Source organism: Cobetia sp. MMG027, from assembly GCF_027947415.1.
Classification (GTDB): domain Bacteria; phylum Pseudomonadota; class Gammaproteobacteria; order Pseudomonadales; family Halomonadaceae; genus Cobetia; species Cobetia marina.
On the sequence record NZ_JAQJIO010000002.1, the window covers coordinates 249,538 to 274,454 of the forward strand.

Below are 24,917 nucleotides of genomic sequence, written 5' to 3' on the forward strand. Positions count from 1 at the left end.
ACAACCCGGCGCAGGGTGTCGTCTCGTGAAGTCTCAAGTGTCGGCGTTCACTGTCGTGCTTGCAATATCCGGCGGATGGCCAGTGGTGCGATATGGGAAATCTCGTGTTCCCGTTCCCCGGCAAAGCGGCCCATGACTACATTCCTGTAGCGGCCGTTTCAGGCTTGTCGACATGTTCGGCGACGATGGCGACAGAACGCCTGAAACAGTCTCAGGGTTGTAGTCCTCCTCCACTGACTAGCCGGTTAGACCAATGGCTAATACTAGAGAGAGCTTGTTAGGGTGGCGTCATTGCTGAACGGAAGGCGGTTCAACGTCCTCCATCGGTCATTCGTTTCCATCCATTGGTACCAGGGGGTTCCCTTGTCACAGCAAGCCACATCCGAATACGTCGTCGATTTCGATCAGCTCGGCATGAACGATGTTGATCGCGTTGGCGGCAAGAACGCCTCGCTCGGTGAGATGATCTCCAATCTGGCCGATGCCGGTGTCACCGTGCCCGGCGGCTTTGCGACTACCTCCTATGCCTATCGCGAGTTTCTGGCCCACGAAGGCCTCGACAAGCGTATCAATGCTGCCCTCGATGCCCTCGATGTGGATGACGTGGTCGAACTGGCGCGCGTCGGTGCCGAGATTCGTCAGTGGATCATCGATACGCCGCTGCCGCCGGCCTTCGAGGCCGAGATGGAACGTGCCTATGCCGAGCTGCAGGCCAGACACCCGAACCTGAAGGTCGCCGTGCGCTCCTCCGCCACCGCGGAAGACCTGCCGGACGCCTCCTTCGCCGGTCAGCAGGAAACCTTCCTCAACATCGAAGGTTTCGACAACATCAAGCGTGCGGTGCACGAGGTGTTCGCGTCACTGTTCAACGACCGCGCCATCTCCTACCGCGTGCACAAGGGCTTTGATCACTCGCTGGTCGCGCTGTCTGCCGGCGTGCAGAAGATGGTGCGCTCCGAGACGGCCGCTTCCGGCGTGATGTTCACCCTGGACACTGAATCCGGCTATCGCGACGCCGTCTTCGTCACCGGCTCCTGGGGCCTGGGCGAGACCGTGGTACAGGGCGCGGTCAACCCTGACGAGTTCTACGTCCACAAGACCACGCTGGCCGCCGGCCGCCCGGCGGTGCTGCGCCGCAACCTGGGCTCCAAGCTGATCAAGATGGTCTACACCGACGACACCAGCGCCGGGCGTTCCGTGGAGACCGTCGACGTGCCGGTGCCGGAGCGTCATCGCTTCTGCATCAGCGACGCCGATGTCGAGGCACTGGCGCGCCAGGCCATGATCATCGAGAAGCACTACCAGCGTCCGATGGACATCGAATGGGCGCGTGACGGCGATGACGGCAAGCTCTACATCGTCCAGGCGCGTCCGGAAACGGTCGTCAGCCAGGAAGAGGGCGGCAATCTCGAGCGCTTCCAGCTGCGCGAGAAGGGCCGCACCCTGGTGACGGGGCGTGCCATCGGTCAGCGTATCGGCCAGGGCGCGGTGCGCGTGATCGACAACCCGGAGCAGATGGACAAGGTGCAGGTCGGCGACGTGCTGGTCACCGACATGACCGACCCGGACTGGGAACCGGTCATGAAGCGCGCCTCCGCCATCGTCACCAACCGTGGCGGCCGTACCTGCCACGCGGCGATCATCGCGCGTGAGCTGGGCATTCCAGCCGTCGTCGGCTGTGGCGACGCCACCTCGGTGCTCGCCGAAGGCCGCGAAGTGACGGTCTCCTGCGCCGAAGGCGATACCGGTCATGTCTATGACGGCATCCTCAACTTCGACCGCACCGTCACCAGCGTCAACGAGATGCCGGAGATTCCGTTCAAGATCATGATGAACGTCGGCAACCCGGACCGCGCCTTCAGCTTCTCGCGTCTGCCGAATGCCGGTGTGGGCCTGGCGCGTCTCGAGTTCATCATCAATCGCATGATCGGCGTGCACCCCAAGGCGCTGCTCGACTACGCCACCCTGCCCATCGACCTGCAGCAGACCATCGATGCGCGTACCGCCGGCTACGCAAGTCCGGTCGACTTCTATGTCGACAAGCTGGTCGAGGGCATCTCCACCCTGGCGGCCGCCTTCCACCCGCAGAAGGTCATCGTGCGCATGTCGGACTTCAAGTCCAACGAGTACGAGAACCTGATCGGCGGCAAGATGTACGAGCCGGGTGAAGAGAACCCGATGCTGGGCTTCCGTGGCGCCTCGCGCTACGTGTCCGACACCTTCCGCGACTGCTTCGATCTCGAATGCCGTGCGCTCAAGCGCGTGCGTGACGAGATGGGGCTGACCAACGTCGAGATCATGGTGCCCTTCGTGCGGACTACCGGCGAGGCGGAACAGGTCATCAAGCTGCTGGGCGAGAATGGCCTGGTGCGTGGCGAGAACGGTCTGCGCGTCATCATGATGTGCGAGCTGCCGACCAACGCGCTGCTGGCGGATCAGTTCCTGGAGCACTTCGATGGCTTCTCCATCGGCTCCAACGATCTGACCCAGCTGACCCTCGGGCTGGATCGCGACTCCGGCATCGTCGCTCACCTCTTCGATGAGCGTAATCCGGCGGTCAAGCAGCTGATGTCGATGGCGATCCGTGCCTGCAAGGCGCAGGGCAAGTACGTCGGCATCTGCGGCCAGGGGCCGTCGGATCATCCGGAGCTGGCCAAGTGGCTGATGGAAGAGGGCATCGACAGCGTCTCCCTCAACCCGGATTCCGTGCTGGAAACCTGGTTCATGCTGGCGGACAAGGAACTGGCCTGATCCCGCTCGCGAGCGGATGTGATGCCCAGCCTCGGTATCTGACCCAGTGAGAGGCCCTAGGCTGGCGCACTACCAGATGCTGGCGCCAGTCGCCGGCTGATCTAGCGCCCACTGCACATCATGTGCGGTGGGCGCTTTTCATTTTCTCGCCCGAAAACTGAATGGATGGTCAGCTCGCGACACTAGACCAATGGTGTAGAAACCGGCAGAAGCATGTCAGTTCGTAACAAATAGCAACAAAATGATCTCGAATCCGCGACTAAATGATGATCATCCTGCCTCGTGTGGAAAAGGCAGTCATTTATAATCCCAGCCACCCCGCTGACCACAATATCCATGGTGGCTATGAATCCATGGTAGCTATGAATCTATGGTGACCATGACGGCAGGCCTCACCGGTAGCCAGCAATGCGGTGGCACGCAACAACCGACCTTTCAGACACAATCCAAGGTAGTCGTAACGTGAAACAGTCTTTATGGAAGAACATCGGCGTCCAGGTAGTCATCGCCATGATACTGGGCGCTGGTGTAGGCGCTTACATGGGCGAGAGCGCCGCGATGTTCGCGCCACTCGGTGAGCTCTTCATTCACCTGATCAAGATGCTGGTGGTACCGCTGATCGCGGTCTCCATCGTGTCGGGAGCCGCCAATCTGGGCGATAGCCCTTCTGCCGGCAAGATCGGTCTCTCCACCTTCGCCTTCTTCATGCTCACCTCAGCCGTGGCGGTGATGCTGGCGCTGGTGATGGGGCATGTGTTCCAGCCGGGCAGTGGGGTGGATCTGGAAAGCGCCAAGGGCATGTTCTCCAACGCCTACGCCGACAAGGGCAGCGTGCCGGGCGTGATGGATACCATTCTGGGCATGGTGCCGACCAATATCTTCGGCGCACTCACCGATGCCAACATCCTGCAGATTCTGGTGTTCTGCCTGTTTCTCGGCATTGGCCTGTCCAAGACCGGCGAGCGTGGCAAGCCGCTGATCGAAGGCCTGAATACCGTCATCGAGGCCTTCGTGTGGATGATCAATGTGGTGATGCTGATCGCGCCGATCGGCGTCTTCGGTCTGATGGCGGACGCCGTCGGCACCTTCGGCTTCGATGTGCTGACCCTGGTGATGAAGCTGTTCCTCGTCTACATGGGCGCCATCCTCATCTATGGCTTCGTGTTCTACCCGCTGGTGGTCAAGTTCGGCTCTGACGTGCCGCTGGGTCGCTTCCTGTCGGTGATGAAGAAGCCGCAGGCCGTCGCGCTGTCCACGGCGTCCTCCATGGCGACCCTGCCGGTCAACATGGAAGTCTGCGAGAAGGAGCTGGGCCTGAAGAACGCCACGACGGCCTTCGTGCTGCCGCTGGGCGCGACCATCAACATGAGCGGCAACGCCATCTATTACGGGCTGGTGGCGATGTTCTTCGCCCAGGTCTTCAACGTCGATCTCGGCTTCTCCGCCTACGCCGCCATCGTGTTCACCGCGACCCTGGGTGCCATCGGTCAGGCTGGCGTGCCGGGGCCGTCGTTCCTGGTGGTTGCCGTGCTGCTGGCGGCCGGCATTCCCATCGAGGGCCTGCCGCTGCTGTTCGCGCTGGATCGTATCTTCGACATGACGCGTACCGCGCTCAACATCACCGGTGACGCGGCCTGCGCCGCCGTGGTGGATCGCTTTGCGCGTGCCGATGATGCGGTCGCCGAGCGCCAGGACACCGCATCAGGTGAGCCGGTCAGCGTGCGCTGAGACAGACACGACTGACAGGAAAACGCCCCCGCAGCCAGAACGGTTGCGGGGGCGTTTTCATTGGGGGCTTGAACGGTTCGACCGGTGGTCGGGAACCGGTCAGGGCGTCGGCTGGGTGCGAATCAGCGCTTCCTTCGAGGTGACGATGCCGTTGTTGTCGGCATAGAGGAAGTCGCCCGGCACGATGGTGACACCGGCAAAGGTGACCGGGATGTCGCGCTGGCCTTCGCCACGCTTGATGCTGGGACGCGGGTAGCAGCCCAGTGCCTGCACGCCGAGCTGGGTGGCGTGGATCTCGTCGACATCACGGATGCAGCCATACATGATCACGCCGGCCCAGCCGCTCTTGGCGGCCTGCTCGGCGAGCATGTCGCCCAGCATGGCGCAGCGCATCGAGCCACCGGCATCGACGACCAGCACGCGCCCTGCACCGGGTTCCGCGACCGCCGCCTTGACCAGCGAGTTGTCCTCGAAGCACTTGATGGTCACGACTTCGCCGCCAAAGGACTCGACGCCGCCGTAGTTGATGAACAGGGGCTCGAGGACTTGCACATCAGGGAACTCATCGCAGAGATCGGGGGTGGAGATGGAGTGCGTCATGTCGGATTCCTTGTGCTGGGCGGCCCGGTGAGGGTCGCTTGGGGACGGAGCGCTGGCGATTGCTGCAATGCCACAACGTCGAGAATGCCCGATACGCCAAGGCTTTGCACCTGTGCGAAGGGCTAAGCGGGCCTCGGGCGCGTGCAAGCGAGGGACGGGAGGGGCACGAGGGCATGTTGCTGACTGGCGACGTGGGAAGTAGTGAAAACGCCACTCTTGAAACACCGTTCGATATCTACCACGATGCTCCTGCACCCATGGCAGGCGACGTTGAACCAGACTGCCTCTGGCAGGTATCCGCCTGTGCCGCCCATTGGATCAAGGAGCAACACATGAGCAAGTCACGTCTTCTGGCCGCCCCGTTGGCCACCGTTTCCTTCGCCGCTCTCGCTCTGGCGCTCAGTGGACACGCCCAGGCGGCAGGCAATGCCACCGAAGGGCTCTATATCGGTGCCGGTACCGGTTTTTCCAGCCTGAAGAACGATGATTCCGATGAGGCCGGCGATTTCATCGACTCCGGCAGTGATGACTTCGACGTGGATGATGACGACAACGTCTACAAGGCCTTCGTGGGCTATCAGTACAACCCGTACTTCGCCACCGAAGCCTTCTATACGGATCTCGGGACCGTTCAGCTCAAGGGCAATGACTTCGGCAATACCGACCTCAAGTCCAAGGCCTACGGCGTCAACGTGGTGGGTATCCTGCCGATCGGCCAGTACTTCTCGCTGTTCGCCAAGGCGGGCATGGCCAAGTGGGAAACCGATGTCGACGGCAATCTGGGCGATTCCAGTGTCGACCTGAAGGACAATGACGGCTTCGACCCGGTCTATGGTGCCGGTGCCCAGGTCAATCTCGATCCGTTCCTGATCCGTGCCGAATACGAGCGTTATGACTTCGACAGCGACTATCAGGTAGATGCCTTCACGGCCTCTGTCGGTTACAAGTTCTAGGCCGAGCAGGTCGTCTCGGGCGGCGGGCGAAAACGCCAGGCATAAAAAAACGGGCCGTCCCTGATGGGGCGGCCCGTTTCGTTGTCTCGCTGGCAGCTCTGGCGTGACCAGTGACGGCTGCTGTCCAGAGAGGCGCCGGACATTGGAGCCCGGCGCCTCGCCTGATCAGGCTTCCTGAGTGACCGGAATCACGTTGGAGGCGGCGTTCTGGAACTCTTCGATCTCATGGAAGTTCAGGTAGCGATAGATCTCGCCGGCCATGGCATCGAATTCGCCCATGTAGCCCTGATACTCCTCGACGCTCGGCAGACGACCGATGACCGCGGCGATGGCGGCCAGTTCGGCAGACGCCAGGAAGACGTTGGCGCCGTCGCCCAGACGGTTCGGGAAGTTGCGCGTGGAGGTGGACACCACGGTGGACTTGGCAGCCACACGTGCCTGGTTACCCATGCACAGCGAGCAGCCTGGCATTTCCATGCGCGCGCCGGCACGGCCGTAGATGCCGTAATAGCCTTCGGCGGTCAGCTGGTGCTGGTCCATCTTGGTCGGCGGTGCCAGCCACAGCTTGGTCTTCAGGCTACCGGCCGGCTGCTTCTCGAGCAGCTTGCCGGCGGCACGGAAGTGACCGATGTTGGTCATGCACGAGCCGATGAAGACCTCGTCGATCTTCTGGCCGGCCACGTCGGACAGCAGACGCGCATCGTCCGGGTCGTTCGGGGCACACAGCACCGGCTGATCGATCTCGTCGAGGTCGATCTCGATGATCTCGGCGTATTCCGCGTCCTTGTCGGCACGCATCTGGCTCGGGTTGGCCAGCCACTCTTCCATGCCGGCGATACGACGCTCGATGGTACGGGCATCGCCGTAACCGTTGGCGATCATCCACTTGAGCAGGGTGATGTTGGACGTCAGGTACTCGGTCACGCTCTCGTCGGACAGCGTGATGGTGCAGCCCGCGGCGGAGCGCTCGGCAGAGGCGTCAGACAGCTCGAAGGCCTGCTCTGCGGTGAGATCTTCCAGACCTTCGATTTCCAGAATGCGGCCGGAGAAGGCGTTCTTCTTGTTGGACTTGTCGACGGTCAGCAGGCCCTGCTTGATGGCGTACAGCGGGATGGCGTGGACCAGGTCACGCAGGGTGATTCCCGGGCGACGCTTGCCCTTGAAGCGCACCAGCACGGATTCCGGCATGTCCAGCGGCATCACGCCAGTCGCGGCGGCGAAGGCCACCAGGCCAGAGCCTGCCGGGAAGGAGATGCCCATCGGGAAGCGGGTGTGGGAGTCACCACCGGTACCGACGGTGTCCGGCAGCAGCATGCGGTTCAGCCACGAGTGGATGATGCCGTCACCCGGGCGCAGCGACACGCCGCCGCGGTTCATGATGAAGTCCGGCAGGGTGTGGTGAGTCTCGACATCGACCGGCTTCGGGTAGGCGGCGGTGTGGCAGAAGGACTGCATCACCAGGTCGGCCTGGAAGCCCAGACATGCCAGATCCTTCAACTCGTCGCGAGTCATCGGGCCGGTGGTGTCCTGGGAGCCGACGGTGGTCATCTTCGGCTCGCAGTACATGCCCGGACGCACGCCTTCCATGTTGCAGGCCTTGCCGACCATCTTCTGCGCGAGGGTGAAGCCCTTGCCGGTATCCTTCGGCTGCTCCGGCAGACGGAAGACGTCAGAGGCGTCCAGTCCCAGCTCGGCACGTGCCTTGTCGGTCAGACCGCGACCGATGATCAGCGGGATACGGCCGCCAGCACGCACTTCGTCCAGCAGGACCTGAGTCTTGAGGGAGAAGGTGGAGATGACTTCGTCGGTGTCGTGACGGCAGACCTTGCCTTCGTACGGGTAGATGTCGATGACATCGCCCATGGCCATCTTCTCGACGTCCATTTCCACCGGCAGGGCACCGGCATCTTCCATGGTGTTGAAGAAGATCGGCGCGATCTTGTTGCCGAACACGAAGCCGCCAGCGCGCTTGTTGGGCACGTTCGGGATGTCGTCACCGAAGAACCACAGCACGGAGTTGGTGGCGGACTTGCGTGAGGAGCCGGTACCGACCACGTCGCCGACGTAGGCGACCGGGAAGCCCTTGGCCTTCACTTCCTCGATCTGGGCCAGCGGGCCGATGACGCCTTCTTCCTGCGGGATGATGCCATCACGCGGGTTCTTGAGCATCGCGTTGGCGTGCAGCGGGATGTCCGGACGTGACCAGGCGTCAGGCGCCGGGGACAGGTCGTCGGTGTTGGTCTCGCCCGGCACCTTGAAGACGGTCAGGGTGATCTTGTCCGCCAGGGCGGGCTTTGACAGGAACCATTCGGCGTCCGCCCAGGACTGCAGCACGGATTGCGCGACGGTGTTGCCGGCCTTGGCGCGCTCGGCGACATCGTGGAAGGCATCGAACATCAGCAGGGTGTGCTTGAGCTGTTCGCCGGCTTCCTTGGCCATGGACTCGTCGTCCAGCAGCTCGACCAGCGTGGCGATGTTGTAGCCGCCCTGCATGGTGCCGAGCAGCTTGGTGGCGTGGGTCTTGTCGATCAGCGGTGAAGAAGCTTCGCCACGCACGATGGCGGTCAGGAAGCCAGCCTTGACGTAAGCGGCTTCATCGACGCCCGGCGGGATGCGATTGGTGAACAGGTCGAGGATGAACTCTTCTTCACCGGCCTGCGGATTCTTGAGCAGTTCGACCAGATCAGCGGTCTGCTCTGCATTCAGCGGCTTCGCCGGGATGCCCTGCTGGGCGCGTTCTTCAACCTGTTGACGGTAGGCTTCAAGCACGTGGGAGACCCTCATCTGTAATCGTGTCGAGATGCGTGTGCCAGTCGTCACGCGAACCGGCAGAGACATCCCGAGGCTTCTTGCGGGTAATTCAAGCGTCTTATTGCGAGCGAATCAGGCGCTACGGGGCGAACGCGAGTCTACTCAACTTTGTCGACAATGTTAAGGAGCACCCCCGTGTGGGGGCTGAGACTTTGGTCGTCATCCAGGGCGCCATTTCGACCTTAACAGCTTGATATTGCATTTCTTTGTCGCGCTTCAGGCATGGCGCGGCTCGCATCGCCCGATGTCGCGTCGAGGTGACTCGAGCCTTGCGGTCTCCGTGCACCGCTGTCGAGCTCAGCAGGCGCACGGTATGATGCTGTTATCCTTTTTCCTGAAATTTCGCCGCAAGCCGAGGGCAGCATGAGCCGTATTCTTTCTCCCTGCGTCGGGGTGTGTTCCACCACGGTGGGTGACAACGTCTGTCGTGGATGCCAGCGCCATGACCAGGAGATCCTCGATTGGTTCGGGTATGACAGTGAGCAGCGCACGCAGCGCATGCGCGAGCTGGATGCGCTGCGCAGTGACGTCGCCGGGCGCTGGCTGTACGTGCATGACGAGGCGGCGCTGGCGGAACAGTTGACGCGACACCGGATTCGTTTTCGTGAGGATCAGTCGGCGCTGTCACGTGCGGTGGAGCTCCTGCGGGTGGGACGCACCAGGATTCGTGACCTCTCTGCCTATGGCATCACGCCGTGCAGTGGCGGCGAAGAACTTGAGCCGGAACAGCTTTTTTCGCGAATAAACGATGAAATCATGGTGGAAGCGGCAAAGCGGGCCAATAATGAAGTGAGTCCGGCAGGTCATCCTTCTGATGCAACGCAAGATGACGCTGGCAAGAGAAAAGACTGACATGATGGACGATGGCATGACCCTGATGACTGACCGCGAGCGTTTCGCGACGGATGAGCATGACGCTCGGATGGCCCATGAGCTTTCACGCGTCATCAAGGCGCCGCAGGGGCCGAGCAACGAGGATACCGATGCACTGCTGCCGGACTCCCTGCTGGCCTTTCTCGGTTGCCGCACACCGCACGCCTGGGTAGAGGCGGCGCTCGACAATCCTGAGCTGTTGCTGATCGACCACGCGCAGTGCGAGAAAAAGGCGGCCTCCACCGCGATGAGTCTGATGTACCGCTATGTGGACCACCCCTTGCTGCTGAGCAAGATGTCACAGCTGGCTCGAGAGGAGCTTCTGCACTTCGAGCAGGTGGTAGGACTGATGGAAAGGCGTGGAATCGTCTATCGTCATATCAAGGCTTCCCGATATGCAGAAGGGCTGCGTCAGCAGGTGCGCAAGGAAGACCCTCAGCGGCTGGTGGATATCCTGCTGATCGGGGCATTGATCGAAGCGCGGTCCTGCGAGCGATTCGCGCGTCTGATCCCGTATCTTGAGCCCGAGCTTGCAAAGTTCTATCGCACTTTGGTTAAGTCTGAGGGACGCCATTATGAGGATTACCTCATGTTGGCCGAGCGTTACAGCAAGGAACCATTGGAATCCCGTCTTGCGGTACTGCGTGCGGTGGAGAAGGAGCTGATCGAGCGTCCTGATGTCAGCTTCCGTTTCCACAGCGGCATCCCCGTCATGAATCGGGTGGAAAACGCCTCAAGCCAGGTGAGTTGAGGCAGTACAGACACAAGGCAAGGCTCAAGAACAGGGGACCTCCGGCGCCATGGCTGGGCTGGCGTTTCGTTCGCGACTTTGAAATGGATGACACATGACGCAGGAAACATCTGGTCAAGCTCAATTGGCGCTGCTGGGACATTTCCAGCTGACCCTGGGCGATGACACGCTGACGCAGTTCAGCTACGACAAGGTCAAGGCACTGTTGCTGCATCTTCTGCTGCATGATCAGGCCGTCTCGCGGGCGGGGCTGGCAGAGCTGCTATGGCCGGATCAGGGGCTGTCCTCGGGCCGCACCAACCTGCGCCATGCCCTGCATTGCCTGCGTCAGAGCCTGGGGGAGGAGGCCGACAATCTTCTGACGGTCTCACGTCAGACGATCGCGCTGTCGATTCCGGATTACTGGGAGCTGGATCTCGACGAGCTCAACGGCCTGTTGCTGGCGCCGCCCTCGGTGGCGACGCTCAACGAGGTGCTGGGACTCTACCGGGGCGATCTCGTCGAAGAGCTTGCCCTGACCCAGTGCCCGGAATTCCAGCGCTGGATGATCAAGGTGCGCGGCGAATGGCGTCAGCGCGTCATCCAGTATGCCGAGCGAGTACTGGCGACCGATGAGCCGGTCCCGGACGATGTGCTGCGGACCCTGGTGAGCCGCTTCTCCGGATATGGCCCCTTCCATGAACGCCTGGTACGTCAGCTCGCGGAAGATGGTCAGTCGGCTGCGGCGCATGAGCAGTTCAATGCCTTCCTGCAACAGCTGGCACTCTCCGGTCAGCAGCCTGATCCGGGATTCCTGCAGCTGGCCCGTTACTGGTCCGATGGCAAGAGCGAGCAGATGGGCGCGCTCACGCCGCAGGGCGCCATTTCTCGCACGCTGTCGCTGGACAGCGCGCCGCTGCGTGAAGATGAGATCGACCATCGTCAGCTGTCGGTCATGGCGATTCGCCTCAGCGTCAAGGACAGTCATCGTGATCGTGTCTGGGCCCGCGCCAGTCTGACCCTGCAGATCGAGCTGCTGCGCTGGCTGGAGCAGCAATGTCACCACCTGGGCGGTTTCTGGCTGCCGGGTGCCACGGGTGGCGTCGGCCTGGCGTGCTTCGGCACGCATGGCCCGGCCCACCAGCTGGCAGAGCTTGTGGCGCTTTATGAGCACTGCAGCAAGGCGATGCCGGATGAGATCGAGCGGATCTGGGATGGCGAAGGCAAGCCGCCGGTCTTCTCGCTGTCGGCGGGTCTCCACTCCGGGCAGGTCATCTATCTGCCGGAGCGTCAGCTGGCCGACCCGCTTGGCCAGGTGACCCAGTATTCCCTGGAATTGATGACGGCGGCCGAAGGCAGCGAGCTGGTGATTTCCCAGGAGGCCAGTCAGCACATGCCTCCCGCACTGGATCTGCAGCCGCGTCTCACGTCACGCCTGTTGGCAGCGGACGGGCGGGTGCGTCTGCGCGCGTTGGTCCTGAGCAGCAGCGTGGGGCATCGTGAGGCGTCACTGCCGACACTGATCGGACGTGAAGGCGAGCTGCGCCGTCTGCGCGATGCGCTGGCGCGTGCCAGTATCGGGCTGCGTCAGAGCGTGCTGGTCAGCGGCAACTCCGGCATGGGCAAGTCGGCCCTGATGGTCAACTTCCGGCAGCTCGAACAGAGTCAGGACGTGGGCCTGTGCTGGATGCCGACGACTCGCCTCTCGCAGCTGGAACCCTACAGCGTGGTGCGCACCCTGATGCGCTGGCGCCTCGATGGTCATGTGGATCGTGATGGCGTCGAACAGGTATTTGAATCCTCCGAGGCCTTGCAGGCTCTCGACGAGGACGTGCGTCGCTCCTTCCATGCGGTGCTGGGGACCGCGGAGGAGGCCTCGGAAGATGAATCCCTGATCCAGAGCAGCGAGACGGTCGAGCGTGTGGTGCGTGTGCTGCATCTGGTGATCGAGAAATCGGCAAGCCTGCGCCCGCTGGTGATGATGATCGACGACCTGCAGTGGCTCGATGAACCGTCGCTCAAAGTGCTGGCGGGACTGCAGGCGCGCCTGCCCATCAACATCGGCTTCATGCTGGCGGCCAGTCACAACGGCCGCGACAGCCTTGCCGTCAAGCTCAACTGGGACCAGCATATCTCGCTGGGTCGCCTGGACCCGATGCAGGTCTCGCGTCTGCTGTCGCATCTGTCGCGTCGCTATCGTCTGCATCTCAGCCCGCGCATGCGCAGCCAGCTCATCGAGCGCTGCGATGGTGTGCCGCTCTACCTGCAGGAGATCTGTCGTCGTCTCGACATGGATCGCCGTGAGGGGCGTCCGGTGCAGCTCGACGAGCTGCCCAAGGGCTTGATCGGCCTGCTGTCCAGCCGTATCGACCAGCTGGAGGAAGGCCGCGATGTGGCCCACGCCGCCGCCGTGCTGGGACGTGTCTTCAAACTGAGCTTCCTGCGCCAGAGCTGCGAATTCGAGGAAGGGCGCCTCAAGCGTTCCATCGAGAGCATGCAGCGCCTGGAGATCATCGAGGCCTGTGGCAACGATAGTGAATTCGACTATCAGTTCACCCACCAGCTGATCCAGGAAGCGGCCTATCTGTCCTGCCCGCGTGACGTGCGTCGCCGCATTCACCTGCAGGTCGTGGCCCTCATCGAGGACAAGCATCCTGCCTGGATCAGCCGTCACCCCGGCTATTTCGCCGTCCATCTGCGCAAGTCACAGAACTTCAGTCGTGCTGCGCGCTATTTCGAGCTGTCGGCACGTGAAGCGCTCAAGATCAGCGCCAACCGTACCGCGCTCAAGATGGCCGACAGTGGTCTGGCGTGTCTCAAGCATGTCGAAGGGCAGGAGGAGCGCGAGGTCAGCCTGCTGACCGTGCGCGGCCAGGCCGGCTTCGCGCTGGAAGGGCATGGTTCCCGCATCGCGCACGAGAGCTTCGTGCAGGCGCGCAATCTGCTCAACAGTCCGGCGCTGCTGGAAGATGATGAGCCGGATCTCGAGCAGGCCTTCATCGTGAAGTGGGGACTGTGGGTCGGTTGCAGTGAGCGCCATGCGCATGCGGATGCCTTCGCGCTGGCCTCGGGCCTGAGTGATCTGGCGGAAGAGCTGTCGGATGGCCGTTATCGTCGTCTGGCCGACTATGCGCGGGCACACTGCGAATTCTGGGCCGGTCGCGTACGCGTGGCAGGTGAGCATCTCGATGAGATCGATCCGGTCCACAATCCCATGGTGCTCGAATGGTTGCCGTTCAGTGATCACCCTCAGGTGGCAGCGGCATGTCTGCAGAGCTGGACGTCCTGCCTGCGCTTTGACTACGTGCAGGCCGAGCAGCAGGCCGAGGCGGCCATCCGCATGGCGGAGGTCATCGGTCAGCCGGGCTCGTTGGCCATGGCGTTGATGTTCTCCACCTCGCTCTATCGTCAGCTGGGCCATACCCATCTGGCCACCCAGCGTGCCGAGCGGGCGCTGGAGCTGACCCGCTCCGCGGATCTGCACCTCTGGCACATGGCGGCGCATGGCGTGCTTGGCTGGGCGCGGGCGATGAACGGCGACCGCGACGGGCTCGCGATGCTGCAGTCCAGCATCAACGAGTTCGCCGAGCTGACCGGGCGTGAGCGGCATCAGCGGCCCAATCTCTGGTACATGGATGCCGTGATGGCGCTGGGTGAGCATTCGGCGGCCGAAGAGTACATGGAGAAGGTGCTGCTGGTGGCTCAGGAGCGCAACTCCTTCTATCTGGCAGAGGTCAGCTACCTGGTGGCCGCGTTGCGTGCCGCTCAAGGTCTGCCGAGCGAGAAGGTGCGTTCCTTGATCGAGCAGGGCCTGGCCTACTCCATCGAGCAGGAAAATCCGCATCATGAAGCAATGGGACTCGCTGCCTGGTTGAGGCTGGTCGATGCGCAGGATGCCGAGCGCTGCGAGCGCCTCAAGGCACTGCTGGATGAGCTGCCGGCAACGGATGCACCCGCGGTACTGGGGTGGCATCAGCTGGTGGAGGCGGTGGAAGGGCGTGCGCGTCGCAAGGCGTCCTCGCCGGCCTGACGCGCACGCCCGGCGCTCCGGGCTGAGCAGACTCTGAACGGCGCCAGTCGCTTCGAAAGCCGAGGCTAGACAAGGAAAAGCCCCCGTTGCCACTCAAGGCAACGGGGGCTTTTCATGGGCGTTGCGAGCGATCAGTCGTGGGTGATCGCATCACACAGTGGCAATGCGAATTCCCGCAGGGTCGGTCCCTGGCCGCAGGCAATGATGTCGAAGGCGGTATCGGGGCGCCAGTCGCCCAGCACGATGCGGCGCGCCGCTTCGCCATCGATCTCGAGTTCATGTACCGCCGGGCGATGGGTGTGGCCGTGGATCAGGGTGCGCACGCCGTGCTCGCGCATCTCGCGAACCACTTCCTCGGGCGTGACGTCCATGATCGCCTCATCCTTCTCGCTATTGGTCTCGCCGGACTGCATGCGCAGTGACTGGGCCAGCGCCAGTCGTTGCTCCAGCGGCATGGCCAGAATCTGTGCCTGCCACTGAGGGTCGCGCGTCATGGCACGAAACTTCATGTAAGCCTCATCGCGGGTGCACATGCTGTCGCCATGCATCAGCAGCACGCGCTCGCCGTCGAGCTCGATCACGCTCGGGTCGGGCAGCAGGGTCACGCCGGCCTCGGCCGCGAAGGTCTCGCCGATGAGGAAGTCGCGATTGCCATGCATGAAGTAGAGCCTGGTGCCGCGGGCCGAGACGCGCTGCATGGCCTCGCTCATGCGCTGGGTGAAGTCGTCGCGATAATCATCGCCGACCCATACCTCGAAGATATCCCCCAGCAGGTAGAGGCGATCCACCGCAGGTTCGCAGGTCGCCAGGCGCGCCATGTAGTCGAGAAAGCCCTGGGCGATCTCGGGAGTCTCGGGCTGCAGGTGCAGGTCGGAGATGAACAGAGTGGTGGCAGTCATGGTCAGGTCCACGGGTCGGGGCGGGTGTCGTCATGCGCAGCAGGCGACGGAAGAGGCCGAGTGAGAGAGCAACGCAAACCGCCCGGCTTGACGCTCGATATCACGAGGCAAGGCCGGGCGGCAGGTACGCAGTGAGGCGCGATCAGCGGAAATCGCTTATTCGGTGATTTCGGCGCTGGTGATGATCACGTCTTCTGCCGGCACGTCGGCGTGGCCGTCGCGACGCGTGGTCTTGACCGCCTCGATCTTCTCGACCACGTCCATGCCTTCGACGACCTTGCCGAACACGCAGTAACCCCAGCCCTGGCTGGTCTTGCTGGTGAAGTTCAGGAAGTCGTTGTCATTGACGTTGATGAAGAACTGGGCGCTGGCGGAGTGAGGATCCATGGTACGTGCCATGGCCACGGTGCCGCGGTCGTTCTTGAGGCCATTGTCGGCTTCGTTCTCGATCACGCCGTTGGTCGGCTTCTGGTTGAAGTCGGTGTCAAAGCCACCGCCCTGAACCATGAAACCCGGGATGACGCGGTGGAAAAGGACGTTGCTGTAGTGGCCTTCACGCACGTATTGCTCGAAGTTGGCCGCAGTCTTCGGGGCCTTCTCGTGGTTGAGTTCGAGGGTGATGTCGCCGTAGTTGGTGTGAAGAACGATCATGCGAATTTCCCGGTCATCTGTCTTGCTCAAGTGTCAGGCAGGCGGGGCCTCATGGCATCGCCTGCGGGCGTCGCGCTATAATAGCGGCTTTGTATCCTGAGACGAAAGCCTGAGGGGGCGGCAGGCCCCGGAGACGCACGCCAGCGCGCGTCACGATCGCCTGCTACCCAGTGCCAGTCCCCGTGACGTCCCGGAACACGACGCCCAAGAACCACACAGAGGTGCAGCGAAACTTCATGAGTACCGAGACCCAGAGCGCCCCGAACTTCGTGTTGAACCAGATCCGCGAAGAACTCGACGCCGGCCGCGCCGAAAAGGTTGTCACGCGTTTCCCGCCGGAGCCCAACGGCTTCCTGCACATCGGGCACGCCAAGTCGATCTGTCTGAACTTCGGTCTGGCGCAACAGCTGGGTGGCGACTGTCACCTGCGCTTCGATGACACCAACCCGGCCAAGGAAGAGCAGGCCTATATCGACGCCATCAAGGAAGACGTCGAGTGGTTGGGCTTCGAGTGGGCCGGCAAGGTGCGCTTCGCCTCCGATTATTTTGATCAGCTCTATGCCTGGGCCCAGCACCTGGTGCGCGAAGGCAAGGCCTATGTCGATGACCTCTCGCCGGACGAGATCCGTGAATACCGTGGCACGCTCAAGGAGCCGGGACGTCCCAGCCCCTACCGTGAGCGTAGCCCCGAGGAGAATCTCGATCTCCTCGAGCGCATGAAGAAGGGCGAGTTCGGCGAGAGCGAGAAGGTGCTGCGTGCGCGCATCGACATGGCGGCGCCCAACATCAATCTGCGCGACCCGATCCTCTACCGCATTCGTCATGCCAGCCACCATCAGACCGGCGACAAGTGGAAGATCTATCCGTCCTATGATTTCACCCACGGTCAATCCGATGCACTGGAAGGCGTGACGCACTCCATCTGTACGCTGGAGTTTGAAGATCACCGCCCGCTGTACGAGTGGTTCCTCGCCAATCTGCCGGTGCCGAGCACGCCGCGTCAGATCGAGTTCGCGCGTCTGAACCTGGATTACACCGTCACTTCCAAGCGCAAGCTGAAGCTGCTGGTGGATGAAGGCGTGGTCGATGGCTGGGATGATCCGCGCATGCCGACCATCTCCGGCATGCGTCGTCGTGGCTATACCGCGGCATCCATCCGCAAGTTCTGCGACATGATCGGCGTGAGCCGTGCTGACGGCGGCATGGTCGAGATCGGCATGCTGCACCACGCCATTCGCTCGGACCTGGAAGACAACGCGCTGCGTGCCATGTGCGTGCTCAACCCGCTCAAGGTGGTGCTGACCAACCTGCCGGAAGGCCATGAGGAAGTGTTCGAGGTCCCCGGCCATCCGGCGCGTGATGACATGGGCACGCGTCAGATTCCGCTGACCCGTGAGCTGTGGATCGACGCGGATGACTTCATGGAAGACGCGCCGAAGAAGTTCTTCCGTCTCGCGCCCGAGAAGGAAGTGCGTCTGCGCAACGGTTACGTCATCCGCTGTGATGAAGTGATCAAGGATGACGCCGGCGAGATCGTCGAGCTGCGGTGCAGTGTCGACCTCGATACCCTCGGCAAGAACCCGGAAGGCCGCAAGGTCAAGGGTGTCATCCATTGGGTCAGCGCCGAGCATGCAGTGCCGGTCGAGGTGCGTCAGTACGAGAATCTGTTCCTGGAAGCCGAGCCGGACCGTGACAAGGATGTCGATTTCCTTGAGCACCTCAATCCGCAGTCGCTGAGCATCGTCAAGGGCTTCGGTGAGCCGAGTCTGCGCGATGCCGCGCCGGAAACGCGCTACCAGTTCGAGCGTATCGGCTACTTCGTGGCGGATCGTCATGACTGCGTCGATGGCGCGCTGGTCTTCAACCGCACCGTCAGCCTGAAGGACGGTTGGGCCAAGGCACAGAAGAAGGGGTGATGGTCGGCGGGCTCCCGCGGGAGCCCTGTCGTCACGCTTTCGTGACCTGCTTCACGGCCCGCAGTCTGATCCTGTACCTTCTGTGACGAAGTTGCATGACCGGCCTGCGGGCCGTTCCATTTTGAAAGGCTGACAGCTTTCTGTCAGCAAAGTAGCCAAGGGCGATGATTGAATGATTCCACTCGAAGATGCCGCGAGCACACTGTCCATCTACAGTACCCTGAGCCGGACCAAGGCACCTTTCGTGCCACTGGAAGGCAACAAGGTGCGCATGTACGTCTGTGGCGTGACGGTCTATGACCTCTGTCACATCGGGCATGCGCGTGTGATGGTGGCCTTCGATGTCATCACGCGCTACCTGCGTGCGCGCGGGTATGACGTCACCTACGTGCGCAACATCACCGACATCGACGACAAGATCCTCAAGCGCGCCGACGAGAATGGCGAGGCCTTCGATGCGCTCACCGAGCGCATGATCCAGGCGATGCATGAAGATGAAGGGCGCCTGGGGATTCTGCGTCCTGATCGCGAGCCGCGTGCCACCGCGCACATCGCTGACATCATCGCGATGACCGAGACGCTGATCGACAAGGGCTATGCCTATGCGGCCAGCAACGGTGATGTCTACTACCGTGTGCGTCGTTTCGAGGGCTACGGCAAGCTCAACAACCGTCAGCTGGACGAAATGCAGTCCGGTGCGCGCGTGGAGGTCGAGGAAGCCAAGGAAGATCCGCTCGACTTCGTGCTGTGGAAGGCTGCCAAGCCGGGCGAGGCCAGCTGGCCGTCGCCCTGGGGGGAGGGGCGTCCTGGCTGGCACATCGAGTGCTCCGCGATGTCGACCTGCTGCCTGGGCAACACCTTCGATATCCACGGCGGCGGGCCGGACCTGACCTTCCCCCATCACGAGAACGAGATCGCCCAGTCCGAGGCCGCCACGGGCCAGCAGTACGCCAACGTGTGGATGCATGCCGGCGCGGTGCGTGTCGGTCAGGACAAGATGTCCAAGTCGCTGGGCAACTTCTTCACCATTCGTGACGTGCTGGAGCAGCACAACCCGGAAGTGGTGCGTTACCTGCTGGTGGCCAGCCACTATCGCAGCGCGATCAGCTATGAAGCCAACTCGCTGGATGAGGCGCGTCGCTCGCTGGAGCGCTTCTACAATGCGCTCGAGACTGTCACGCCCGAGCAAGGCGAGGTGTCAGGCGATTGGCGGGCACGCTTCGTGGCCGCCATGGATGACGACTTCAATACGGCGGGTGCGCTGTCGGTGCTGTTCGAGCTGGCACGCGAGCTGAACCGTGCCAAGAAGGAAGCACCGCAGCAGGCGCCGGCGCTGGCCTTCGAGCTGACCGCGCTGGGCGGTCTGCTGGGTCTGTTCGGGCAGGACCCGGCAGTCTTCCTCAAGGGCGATACTGCGGCACTGGCGTTGTCTGAAGACGAGATCCAGACGCAGATCGAGGCGCGTGCCGCCGCCAAGAAGGCCAAGGATTTCGCGGGGGCGGATCGCATCCGTGACGAGCTGGCCGCACAGGGCATCATCCTCAAGGACTCCCGTGAGGGGACGACCTGGGTGCTGGAAGGCTGATGTCACTGGCGTGATGCGATGTCAGCATGAAAAAAACCGCCGTCCCATGAGGGGCGGCGGTTTTTTGTGCGCTGTCGACCAGCACCGCTTTCGAGCCGTCTGCGATCAGCTGGCGAGTCGCTTGACCATGGCATCGACCATGCGCGAGGACTGGCGTGCGGCCACGTGCAGGAATTCCTCGAAGGACTGGCTGTTGTTGTCCTTGCCGGCGATGTCGGACAGCGCACGGATGACCACGAACGGCATGTCGTAGAGGTAGCAGGTCTGGGCGATGGCGGCGGCTTCCATCTCGGCGGCCAGCATGCTCGGGAAGCGTGAGCGGGTCAGCGCGACCAGTTCCGGGTCGGACATGAAGATGTCGCCGGTACAGATCAGGCCTTCACGCGCCTTGATCTCTCCCTGAGCCTCGACGCACTCGCGCGCGACCTTGACCAGCTCAGGGGCTGACGGGTAGGCCGCCGGCATCTGCGGCACCTGTCCGTGCTCATAGCCGAAGACCACGGCATCGACATCGTGATGGCGCACTTCACTGGAGATGACCACATCGCCGATCTCGAGATCAGACGCGAAACCACCGGCCGAGCCGGTATTGATGATGGCATCCGGCTGGTAGCGCTCGATCATCTGGCAGGCACCGACGGCGGCATTGACCTTGCCGATACCGGATTGCAGCAGCACGATCTTCATTCCGTGCAGCTGGCCGACATGGAAGGTAGCGCCGGCGTGGGTGCTGGTGGTGCTGTCTTCCAGGCGCTCGGCGAGAATGGCCACTTCCTCGGCCATGGCGCCGATGATGCCAAGAGTCTTGAGGGTCATGATGCGATCCTGAGTCAGACGCGATGAAGGCCCGTTCATGTCGGGCCTCCATCACGAGCTAGAGAGAAGGGCGAGGGGGTTACTCGGCGGTGAGGCGCGCGTCGTGCAGCTCGGCGGCGAACAGGGTGTTCTCAAGCAGCGAGGCCACGGTCATCGGGCCTACCCCGCCGGGGACCGGCGTGATCCAGCCGGCGCGCTCCGCGGCTGGCGCGAATTCCACATCGCCGACCAGCGAACCGTCCTCGAGACGATTGATACCCACATCGATGACGATGGCGCCGTCCTTGATCCACTCCCCCTTGACCAGGCCCGGCTTGCCCACGCCGACCACGACCAGATCCGCCTGGCGGACCTTGCTCTCAAGGTCCTTGGTGAAGCGGTGGCAGACGGTGGTGGTGCAGCCAGCCAGCATCAGCTCCAGCGCCATCGGACGGCCGACGATGTTGGACGCGCCGACGATGGTGGCGTCCATGCCGCGCACCTGCAGGCCGCTCTCGGACAGCAGCGTCATGATGCCCTTGGGCGTGCAGGGACGCATCACCGGCAGGCGCTGTGCCAGACGACCGAGGTTGTAGGGATGGAAACCGTCCACATCCTTGTCGGTGCGGATCCGTTCGAGGATCGGGCGTGAGTCGAGGTGCTCCGGCAGCGGCAGCTGGACCAGGATGCCATCAATGCTGGCATCGTCATTCAGCGAGTCGACCAGTGCCTCAAGTTCCTGTTGGGTCGTGTCAGCAGGCAGACGGTGCTGGGTGGAGAGGATGCCTGCCTTCTCGCAAGCGCGGTGCTTGTTGCGGACATAGACCTCGGATGCCGCGTCTTCGCCGACCAGCACGACGGCAAGCCCCGGGATTCGTTCACCGGCATCGCGGCGCGCTTCGACCTGGCGGCCGACCTGTTGGCGTACGCGTTCGGCAATGGCCTTGCCATCAATCAGTTGTGCTGCCATCAGCGATCATTCCTTCTCATAGGCAAAAATGCAGGAGGGGAGAAACCGGGGACAATTTTCGCATGCCCTGTCTGGCAGTCAACGCCGAATGACGACCTTGGTCGAAAGCAGGTGCAAGTATCGCCTCTTTTGGAGGCGTCTCGTGGGCAGGCAGCGGTGCTGATTGCCCACGAGTCTGGAACTCGACGTCATGAGACCACAGCTGTCGGTTCTCTCAGCCAGTTCTCTCTGTCAGACCTTTCTGTCAGTTTTCCAGGGATCCGTCAGACGAGGCGTTCGTGAGATGCCTGATCGGGGAAGAGAAATAGAAAGAGGTAGAGCTAGAAAGGACGATCGACGTGATCAGCTTCGAGGAGAAGGAGAAGCTCAGACCCGATGGTCGGGCCACGGATGCCGCTCAGTGGAAGTGAGTCGTCACTGATCTCGCCCGGTGCCAGGGTAGGGGGCGAGAGTGAGGTGCCCGTATGGAGGTGGTAGCGCACCCCGCGTGTATCACTGGATGCTGACATGACAGTGGCGTGACAGCAGGAAGGGAAACGATTCTTTTGGAAAGAATTCACGTAAGGGCTTGACCGCAGACGAAAGTTCGGTAGAATACGCCTCGCATCGACGGGGTTCGACGGTCGGTTGAAGACGGTTTCGGGATATAGCGCAGTCTGGTAGCGCGCCTGCTTTGGGAGCAGGATGTCGGGGGTTCGAATCCCTCTATCCCGACCATTTGAATGCAGCACCTCGCAAGACTTCGGTCTTTCGAGACACGCATTCAAGGCTTTGTCCGGAGGTTGACTCGCAGCATCAGTTTCTGCGCCTATAGCTCAACCGGATAGAGCAACGGCCTTCTAAGCCGTAGGTTGCAGGTTCGAGTCCTGCTGGGCGTGCCATCACGATAGCGATTGTTGTCATGATGGGAATCGGATTGCTCTTCATTGAGCCTGATGATGGCGACCAGACGATGTGAAGGTGTTCATGCAGTGGTGGGTGTAGCTCAGTGGTAGAGCCCCGGATTGTGACTCCGGTGGTCGTGGGTTCGAACCCCATCATCCACCCCATTGCATGTCAGCTTGAGCAGTATCAACGAGATGGAGACGGCAGGCTTTCTGTCCAACCTCCAGAAGTGGTGGGTGTAGCTCAGTGGTAGAGCCCCGGATTGTGACTCCGGTGGTCGTGGGTTCGAACCCCATCATCCACCCCACGTCTCGATGAATATCAGGATGCTGCCTGTCCCGCTTGGGCGGGCGGCATGCCGCAAAAGGGGGAGAAGGCCAATGGCTTTCTCCCCCTTTTTTCGTGTTTTTTCGCACTGCTTCGTCTGCGATCTGACCGGGTTGACGGGCGCTCCATGCGCCTGTCAGGCGGGAGGACGGAGCAGAAAAAGGCCTGGCTCCTTGAATATCTTGGACCAAGGCACCATATGGCAGGTCATATCCGCGCTTGCCAGCGCGTGGCGGGGTTTCTACAATCTTCGCCTTTATGATTCGAACGCCACCAGTGGGTAGAGGAACTTTCATGCAAGCTTCTGTCGCAACGACTTCTCCGATCGAGCGCAAGGTCACCATCACGGTGCCGGCTTCTGAAGTCGACCAGGCCGTCAACGCCCGTCTTCTGGAAACCGCCAAGACCGTTCGTCTGAACGGCTTCCGCAAGGGCCACGTGCCGATGGCAGTGGTGCAACAGCGTTACGGCAAGGACGTGCGCAACGAGATCGTTGGCGAGATCATGCGCCAGCATTACGTGACCGCCGTCACCGAAAACGAACTGAACCCGGCTGGCTGGCCGAAGATCGATGCCACCGTCGATGAAGCCGGCAAGGATCTGGAGTTCGTCGCGACTCTGGAAATCTACCCGGAAATCGAGCTGAAGCCGATCGAAGGCGCTGAAATCGAGCGTCCGCAGGCCGAAGTGACCGACGCCGACGTCGAAGAGATGATCGAGACCCTGCGCAAGCAGAATGCCTCCTGGACCGACGTCGAGCGTGCTGCCGCTGACGGCGACCAGGTCAAGATCGATTTCGAAGGCTTCCTCGGTGAAGAAGCCTTCGAAGGCGGCAGCGCTGAAGGCCACGAGCTGGTGCTGGGTTCCAACAGCTTCATCCCGGGCTTCGAAGAGCAGCTGGTCGGTGCTTCTGCTGGCGACGACAAGGAAATCAAGGTTTCCTTCCCGGCTGACTACCAGGCCGAGCACCTCGCCGGTCAGGAAGCGACCTTCAAGGTCAAGGTCCACGCCGTCAAGGCTCAGGAACTGCCGGAAGTGAACGAAGAGTTCATCGCCCAGTTCGGCCTGGAAGCTGCCGATGTCGAAAGCTTCAAGGTGGAAGTGAAGAAGAACATGCAGCGCGAGCTGAAGAACGCGATCGAGAATCGCGTCAAGCAGCAGGTGCTGGCTGAGCTGACCAAGGCCAATGACATCCTCGTTCCGCAGGCACTGGCGGATCAGGAAATCGACGGCCTGAAGCGTCAGGCAGCACAGCAGTTCGGTCTGGGCGAAGACTTCGACGTCTCCCAGCTGCCGGGTGAGCTGTTCCAGGACCAGGCCGTACAGCGCGTCAAGACTGGCCTGCTGCTCAGCGAAGTCGTCAGCAGCAACGAGATGGACGTCAGCGACGAAGAGCTCAACGCTCGCGTTGAAGAAATGGCCCAGCAGTATCAGGATCCGGCTCAGGTCACCGAGTACTATGGTTCCAACGAACAGGCTCGCAACCAGCTCAAGTCCGTCCTGCTCGAAGAGAAGGCCGTTGACAAGCTGCTGACACAGGCTCAGGTTAAGGACGTTACCATGTCCTACCAGGAAGCCCTGCAGGCAGCACAGCAGCAGGAAGAAGCCGAAGAAGAAGCGGCAGAAGCAGAAGAGCAGGCCTGATACCTGTCTGCTGACCTAGCGTGCTGACTTTCTGCATGTGATTCCAGGACCCGGCTACGGCCGGGTCTCTGGTCAGTGGGCAGGGTAAAGTGGCATGCTCAATGGATATCAATGTCATCGGATGAAGGAAGCCCCCATGAACGACTTCGACATCAAGAATGCAGGCGGTCTGGTTCCGATGGTTGTCGAGCAGAATGCTCGCGGCGAACGGGCCTATGACATCTATTCCCGCCTGCTGAAGGAACGGGTGATCTTCCTTGTGGGCCCGGTTGAGGATTACATGGCCAATCTGGTCGTGGCTCAGCTGTTGTTCCTCGAGTCTGAAAACCCGGACAAGGACATCCATCTGTACATCAACTCGCCGGGTGGCTCCGTGACTGCAGGGATGGCGATCTACGACACCATGCAGTTCATCAAGCCCGACGTGTCCACCGTATGCATCGGCCAGGCGGCCAGCATGGGGGCACTGTTGCTGGCAGGCGGTGCCGCTGACAAGCGTTACGCGCTGCCCAATTCTCGTGTGATGATTCACCAGCCGCTGGGTGGCTACCAGGGCCAGGCAACGGACATCGAGATCCACACCAAGGAAATCCTGACCATTCGCGAGAAGCTGAACCGCATTCTCGCGCACCATACGGGACAGGACTTCGACACCATCGCCAACGATACGGACCGTGACAACTTCATGGCCGCCAATCAGGCGATGGAGTACGGCCTGATCGACGCCGTGCTGGAACGCCGTCCGGACGTGGAATGATCCACGCACACG

16 protein-coding genes and 4 tRNA genes are annotated in these 24,917 nt (G+C 61.9%); 14 read left to right on the forward strand and 6 right to left on the reverse strand.

Annotation, left to right across the window (positions count from 1 at the left end; translation table 11 throughout):
• Positions 1-363: 363 nt before the first annotated feature.
• Together ppsA and PJK54_RS03135 are read left to right on the forward strand one after the other, a co-directional pair.
• Positions 364-2,751 (forward strand): phosphoenolpyruvate synthase, encoded by a 2,388-nt coding sequence (gene ppsA, locus PJK54_RS03130; protein ID WP_271302226.1) that lies wholly within the window; start codon positions 364-366, stop codon positions 2,749-2,751.
• A gap of 462 nt (positions 2,752-3,213) precedes the next feature.
• A complete protein-coding gene (locus PJK54_RS03135) occupies positions 3,214-4,479 on the forward strand; it encodes a dicarboxylate/amino acid:cation symporter (RefSeq protein WP_205632738.1) in 1,266 nt (421 codons plus the stop codon).
• A 99-nt stretch (positions 4,480-4,578) separates the two neighbouring features.
• On the opposite strand, the gene rraA is transcribed toward PJK54_RS03135, so the two are convergent.
• Positions 4,579-5,079, reverse strand: a complete 501-nt coding sequence (gene rraA, locus PJK54_RS03140) for a ribonuclease E activity regulator RraA (RefSeq protein ID WP_077374783.1) — start codon at positions 5,077-5,079, stop codon at positions 4,579-4,581.
• 332 nt (positions 5,080-5,411) lie between these two features.
• On the opposite strand from rraA, the gene PJK54_RS03145 reads away from it, so the two are divergent.
• Positions 5,412-6,032 carry a porin family protein gene (locus PJK54_RS03145; protein WP_077374780.1) on the forward strand — a complete coding sequence of 207 codons (621 nt, stop codon included), beginning with the start codon at positions 5,412-5,414 and terminating at the stop codon, positions 6,030-6,032.
• Positions 6,033-6,197: 165 nt separating this feature from the next.
• On the opposite strand, the gene acnB is transcribed toward PJK54_RS03145, so the two are convergent.
• Entirely contained in the window at positions 6,198-8,801 is a 2,604-nt protein-coding gene (acnB, locus tag PJK54_RS03150) for a bifunctional aconitate hydratase 2/2-methylisocitrate dehydratase (RefSeq protein ID WP_271302320.1), read from the reverse strand.
• A gap of 405 nt (positions 8,802-9,206) precedes the next feature.
• Between acnB and PJK54_RS03155 the strand changes: the two genes are divergently transcribed.
• From PJK54_RS03155 to PJK54_RS03165, 3 genes are all read left to right on the forward strand, one after another.
• Entirely contained in the window at positions 9,207-9,695 is a 489-nt protein-coding gene (locus PJK54_RS03155) for a DUF1289 domain-containing protein (protein ID WP_077374777.1), read from the forward strand.
• A 70-nt stretch (positions 9,696-9,765) separates the two neighbouring features.
• A complete protein-coding gene (locus tag PJK54_RS03160) occupies positions 9,766-10,467 on the forward strand; it encodes a tRNA-(ms[2]io[6]A)-hydroxylase (protein WP_176493576.1) in 702 nt (233 codons plus the stop codon).
• Positions 10,468-10,561: 94 nt separating this feature from the next.
• A complete protein-coding gene (locus PJK54_RS03165) occupies positions 10,562-14,476 on the forward strand; it encodes an AAA family ATPase (protein ID WP_271302227.1) in 3,915 nt (1,304 codons plus the stop codon).
• A gap of 131 nt (positions 14,477-14,607) precedes the next feature.
• On the opposite strand, the gene PJK54_RS03170 is transcribed toward PJK54_RS03165, so the two are convergent.
• Positions 14,608-15,375, reverse strand: a complete 768-nt coding sequence (locus tag PJK54_RS03170; RefSeq protein WP_271302228.1) for a UDP-2,3-diacylglucosamine diphosphatase — start codon at positions 15,373-15,375, stop codon at positions 14,608-14,610.
• Between the two features lie 156 nt (positions 15,376-15,531).
• Positions 15,532-16,026: a peptidylprolyl isomerase gene (locus tag PJK54_RS03175; protein WP_043331309.1), complete on the reverse strand. Its 495-nt coding sequence runs from the start codon at positions 16,024-16,026 to the stop codon at positions 15,532-15,534.
• Between the two features lie 236 nt (positions 16,027-16,262).
• On the opposite strand from PJK54_RS03175, the gene PJK54_RS03180 reads away from it, so the two are divergent.
• Positions 16,263-17,942, forward strand: a complete 1,680-nt coding sequence (locus tag PJK54_RS03180) for a glutamine--tRNA ligase/YqeY domain fusion protein (protein ID WP_077374771.1) — start codon at positions 16,263-16,265, stop codon at positions 17,940-17,942.
• 202 nt (positions 17,943-18,144) lie between these two features.
• Positions 18,145-19,527, forward strand: coding sequence for a cysteine--tRNA ligase (gene cysS, locus PJK54_RS03185; protein WP_271302321.1), 1,383 nt, complete (start codon positions 18,145-18,147; stop codon positions 19,525-19,527).
• Positions 19,528-19,632: 105 nt separating this feature from the next.
• On the opposite strand, the gene mtnN is transcribed toward cysS, so the two are convergent.
• Together mtnN and folD are read right to left on the reverse strand one after the other, a co-directional pair.
• Positions 19,633-20,343 carry a 5'-methylthioadenosine/S-adenosylhomocysteine nucleosidase gene (gene mtnN, locus PJK54_RS03190; protein ID WP_271302229.1) on the reverse strand — a complete coding sequence of 237 codons (711 nt, stop codon included), beginning with the start codon at positions 20,341-20,343 and terminating at the stop codon, positions 19,633-19,635.
• Positions 20,344-20,422: 79 nt separating this feature from the next.
• A complete protein-coding gene (gene folD, locus PJK54_RS03195) occupies positions 20,423-21,292 on the reverse strand; it encodes a bifunctional methylenetetrahydrofolate dehydrogenase/methenyltetrahydrofolate cyclohydrolase FolD (RefSeq protein ID WP_077374768.1) in 870 nt (289 codons plus the stop codon).
• A gap of 640 nt (positions 21,293-21,932) precedes the next feature.
• Here folD and PJK54_RS03200 point away from each other — a divergent pair.
• The 6 genes from PJK54_RS03200 to clpP all read left to right on the forward strand — a co-directional run bounded on the left by PJK54_RS03200 (position 21,933) and on the right by clpP (position 24,905).
• A tRNA-Pro gene (locus PJK54_RS03200) sits at positions 21,933-22,009 on the forward strand.
• An 87-nt stretch (positions 22,010-22,096) separates the two neighbouring features.
• Positions 22,097-22,173: transfer RNA gene (locus PJK54_RS03205), tRNA-Arg, on the forward strand.
• Between the two features lie 93 nt (positions 22,174-22,266).
• Positions 22,267-22,341, forward strand: a tRNA-His gene (locus tag PJK54_RS03210).
• Between the two features lie 68 nt (positions 22,342-22,409).
• A tRNA-His gene (locus PJK54_RS03215) sits at positions 22,410-22,484 on the forward strand.
• 314 nt (positions 22,485-22,798) lie between these two features.
• Positions 22,799-24,148 (forward strand): trigger factor, encoded by a 1,350-nt coding sequence (gene tig, locus PJK54_RS03220; protein WP_077374765.1) that lies wholly within the window; start codon positions 22,799-22,801, stop codon positions 24,146-24,148.
• Positions 24,149-24,284: 136 nt separating this feature from the next.
• Positions 24,285-24,905 (forward strand): ATP-dependent Clp endopeptidase proteolytic subunit ClpP, encoded by a 621-nt coding sequence (gene clpP / locus PJK54_RS03225; RefSeq protein ID WP_065392597.1) that lies wholly within the window; start codon positions 24,285-24,287, stop codon positions 24,903-24,905.
• Positions 24,906-24,917 lie beyond the last annotated feature (12 nt).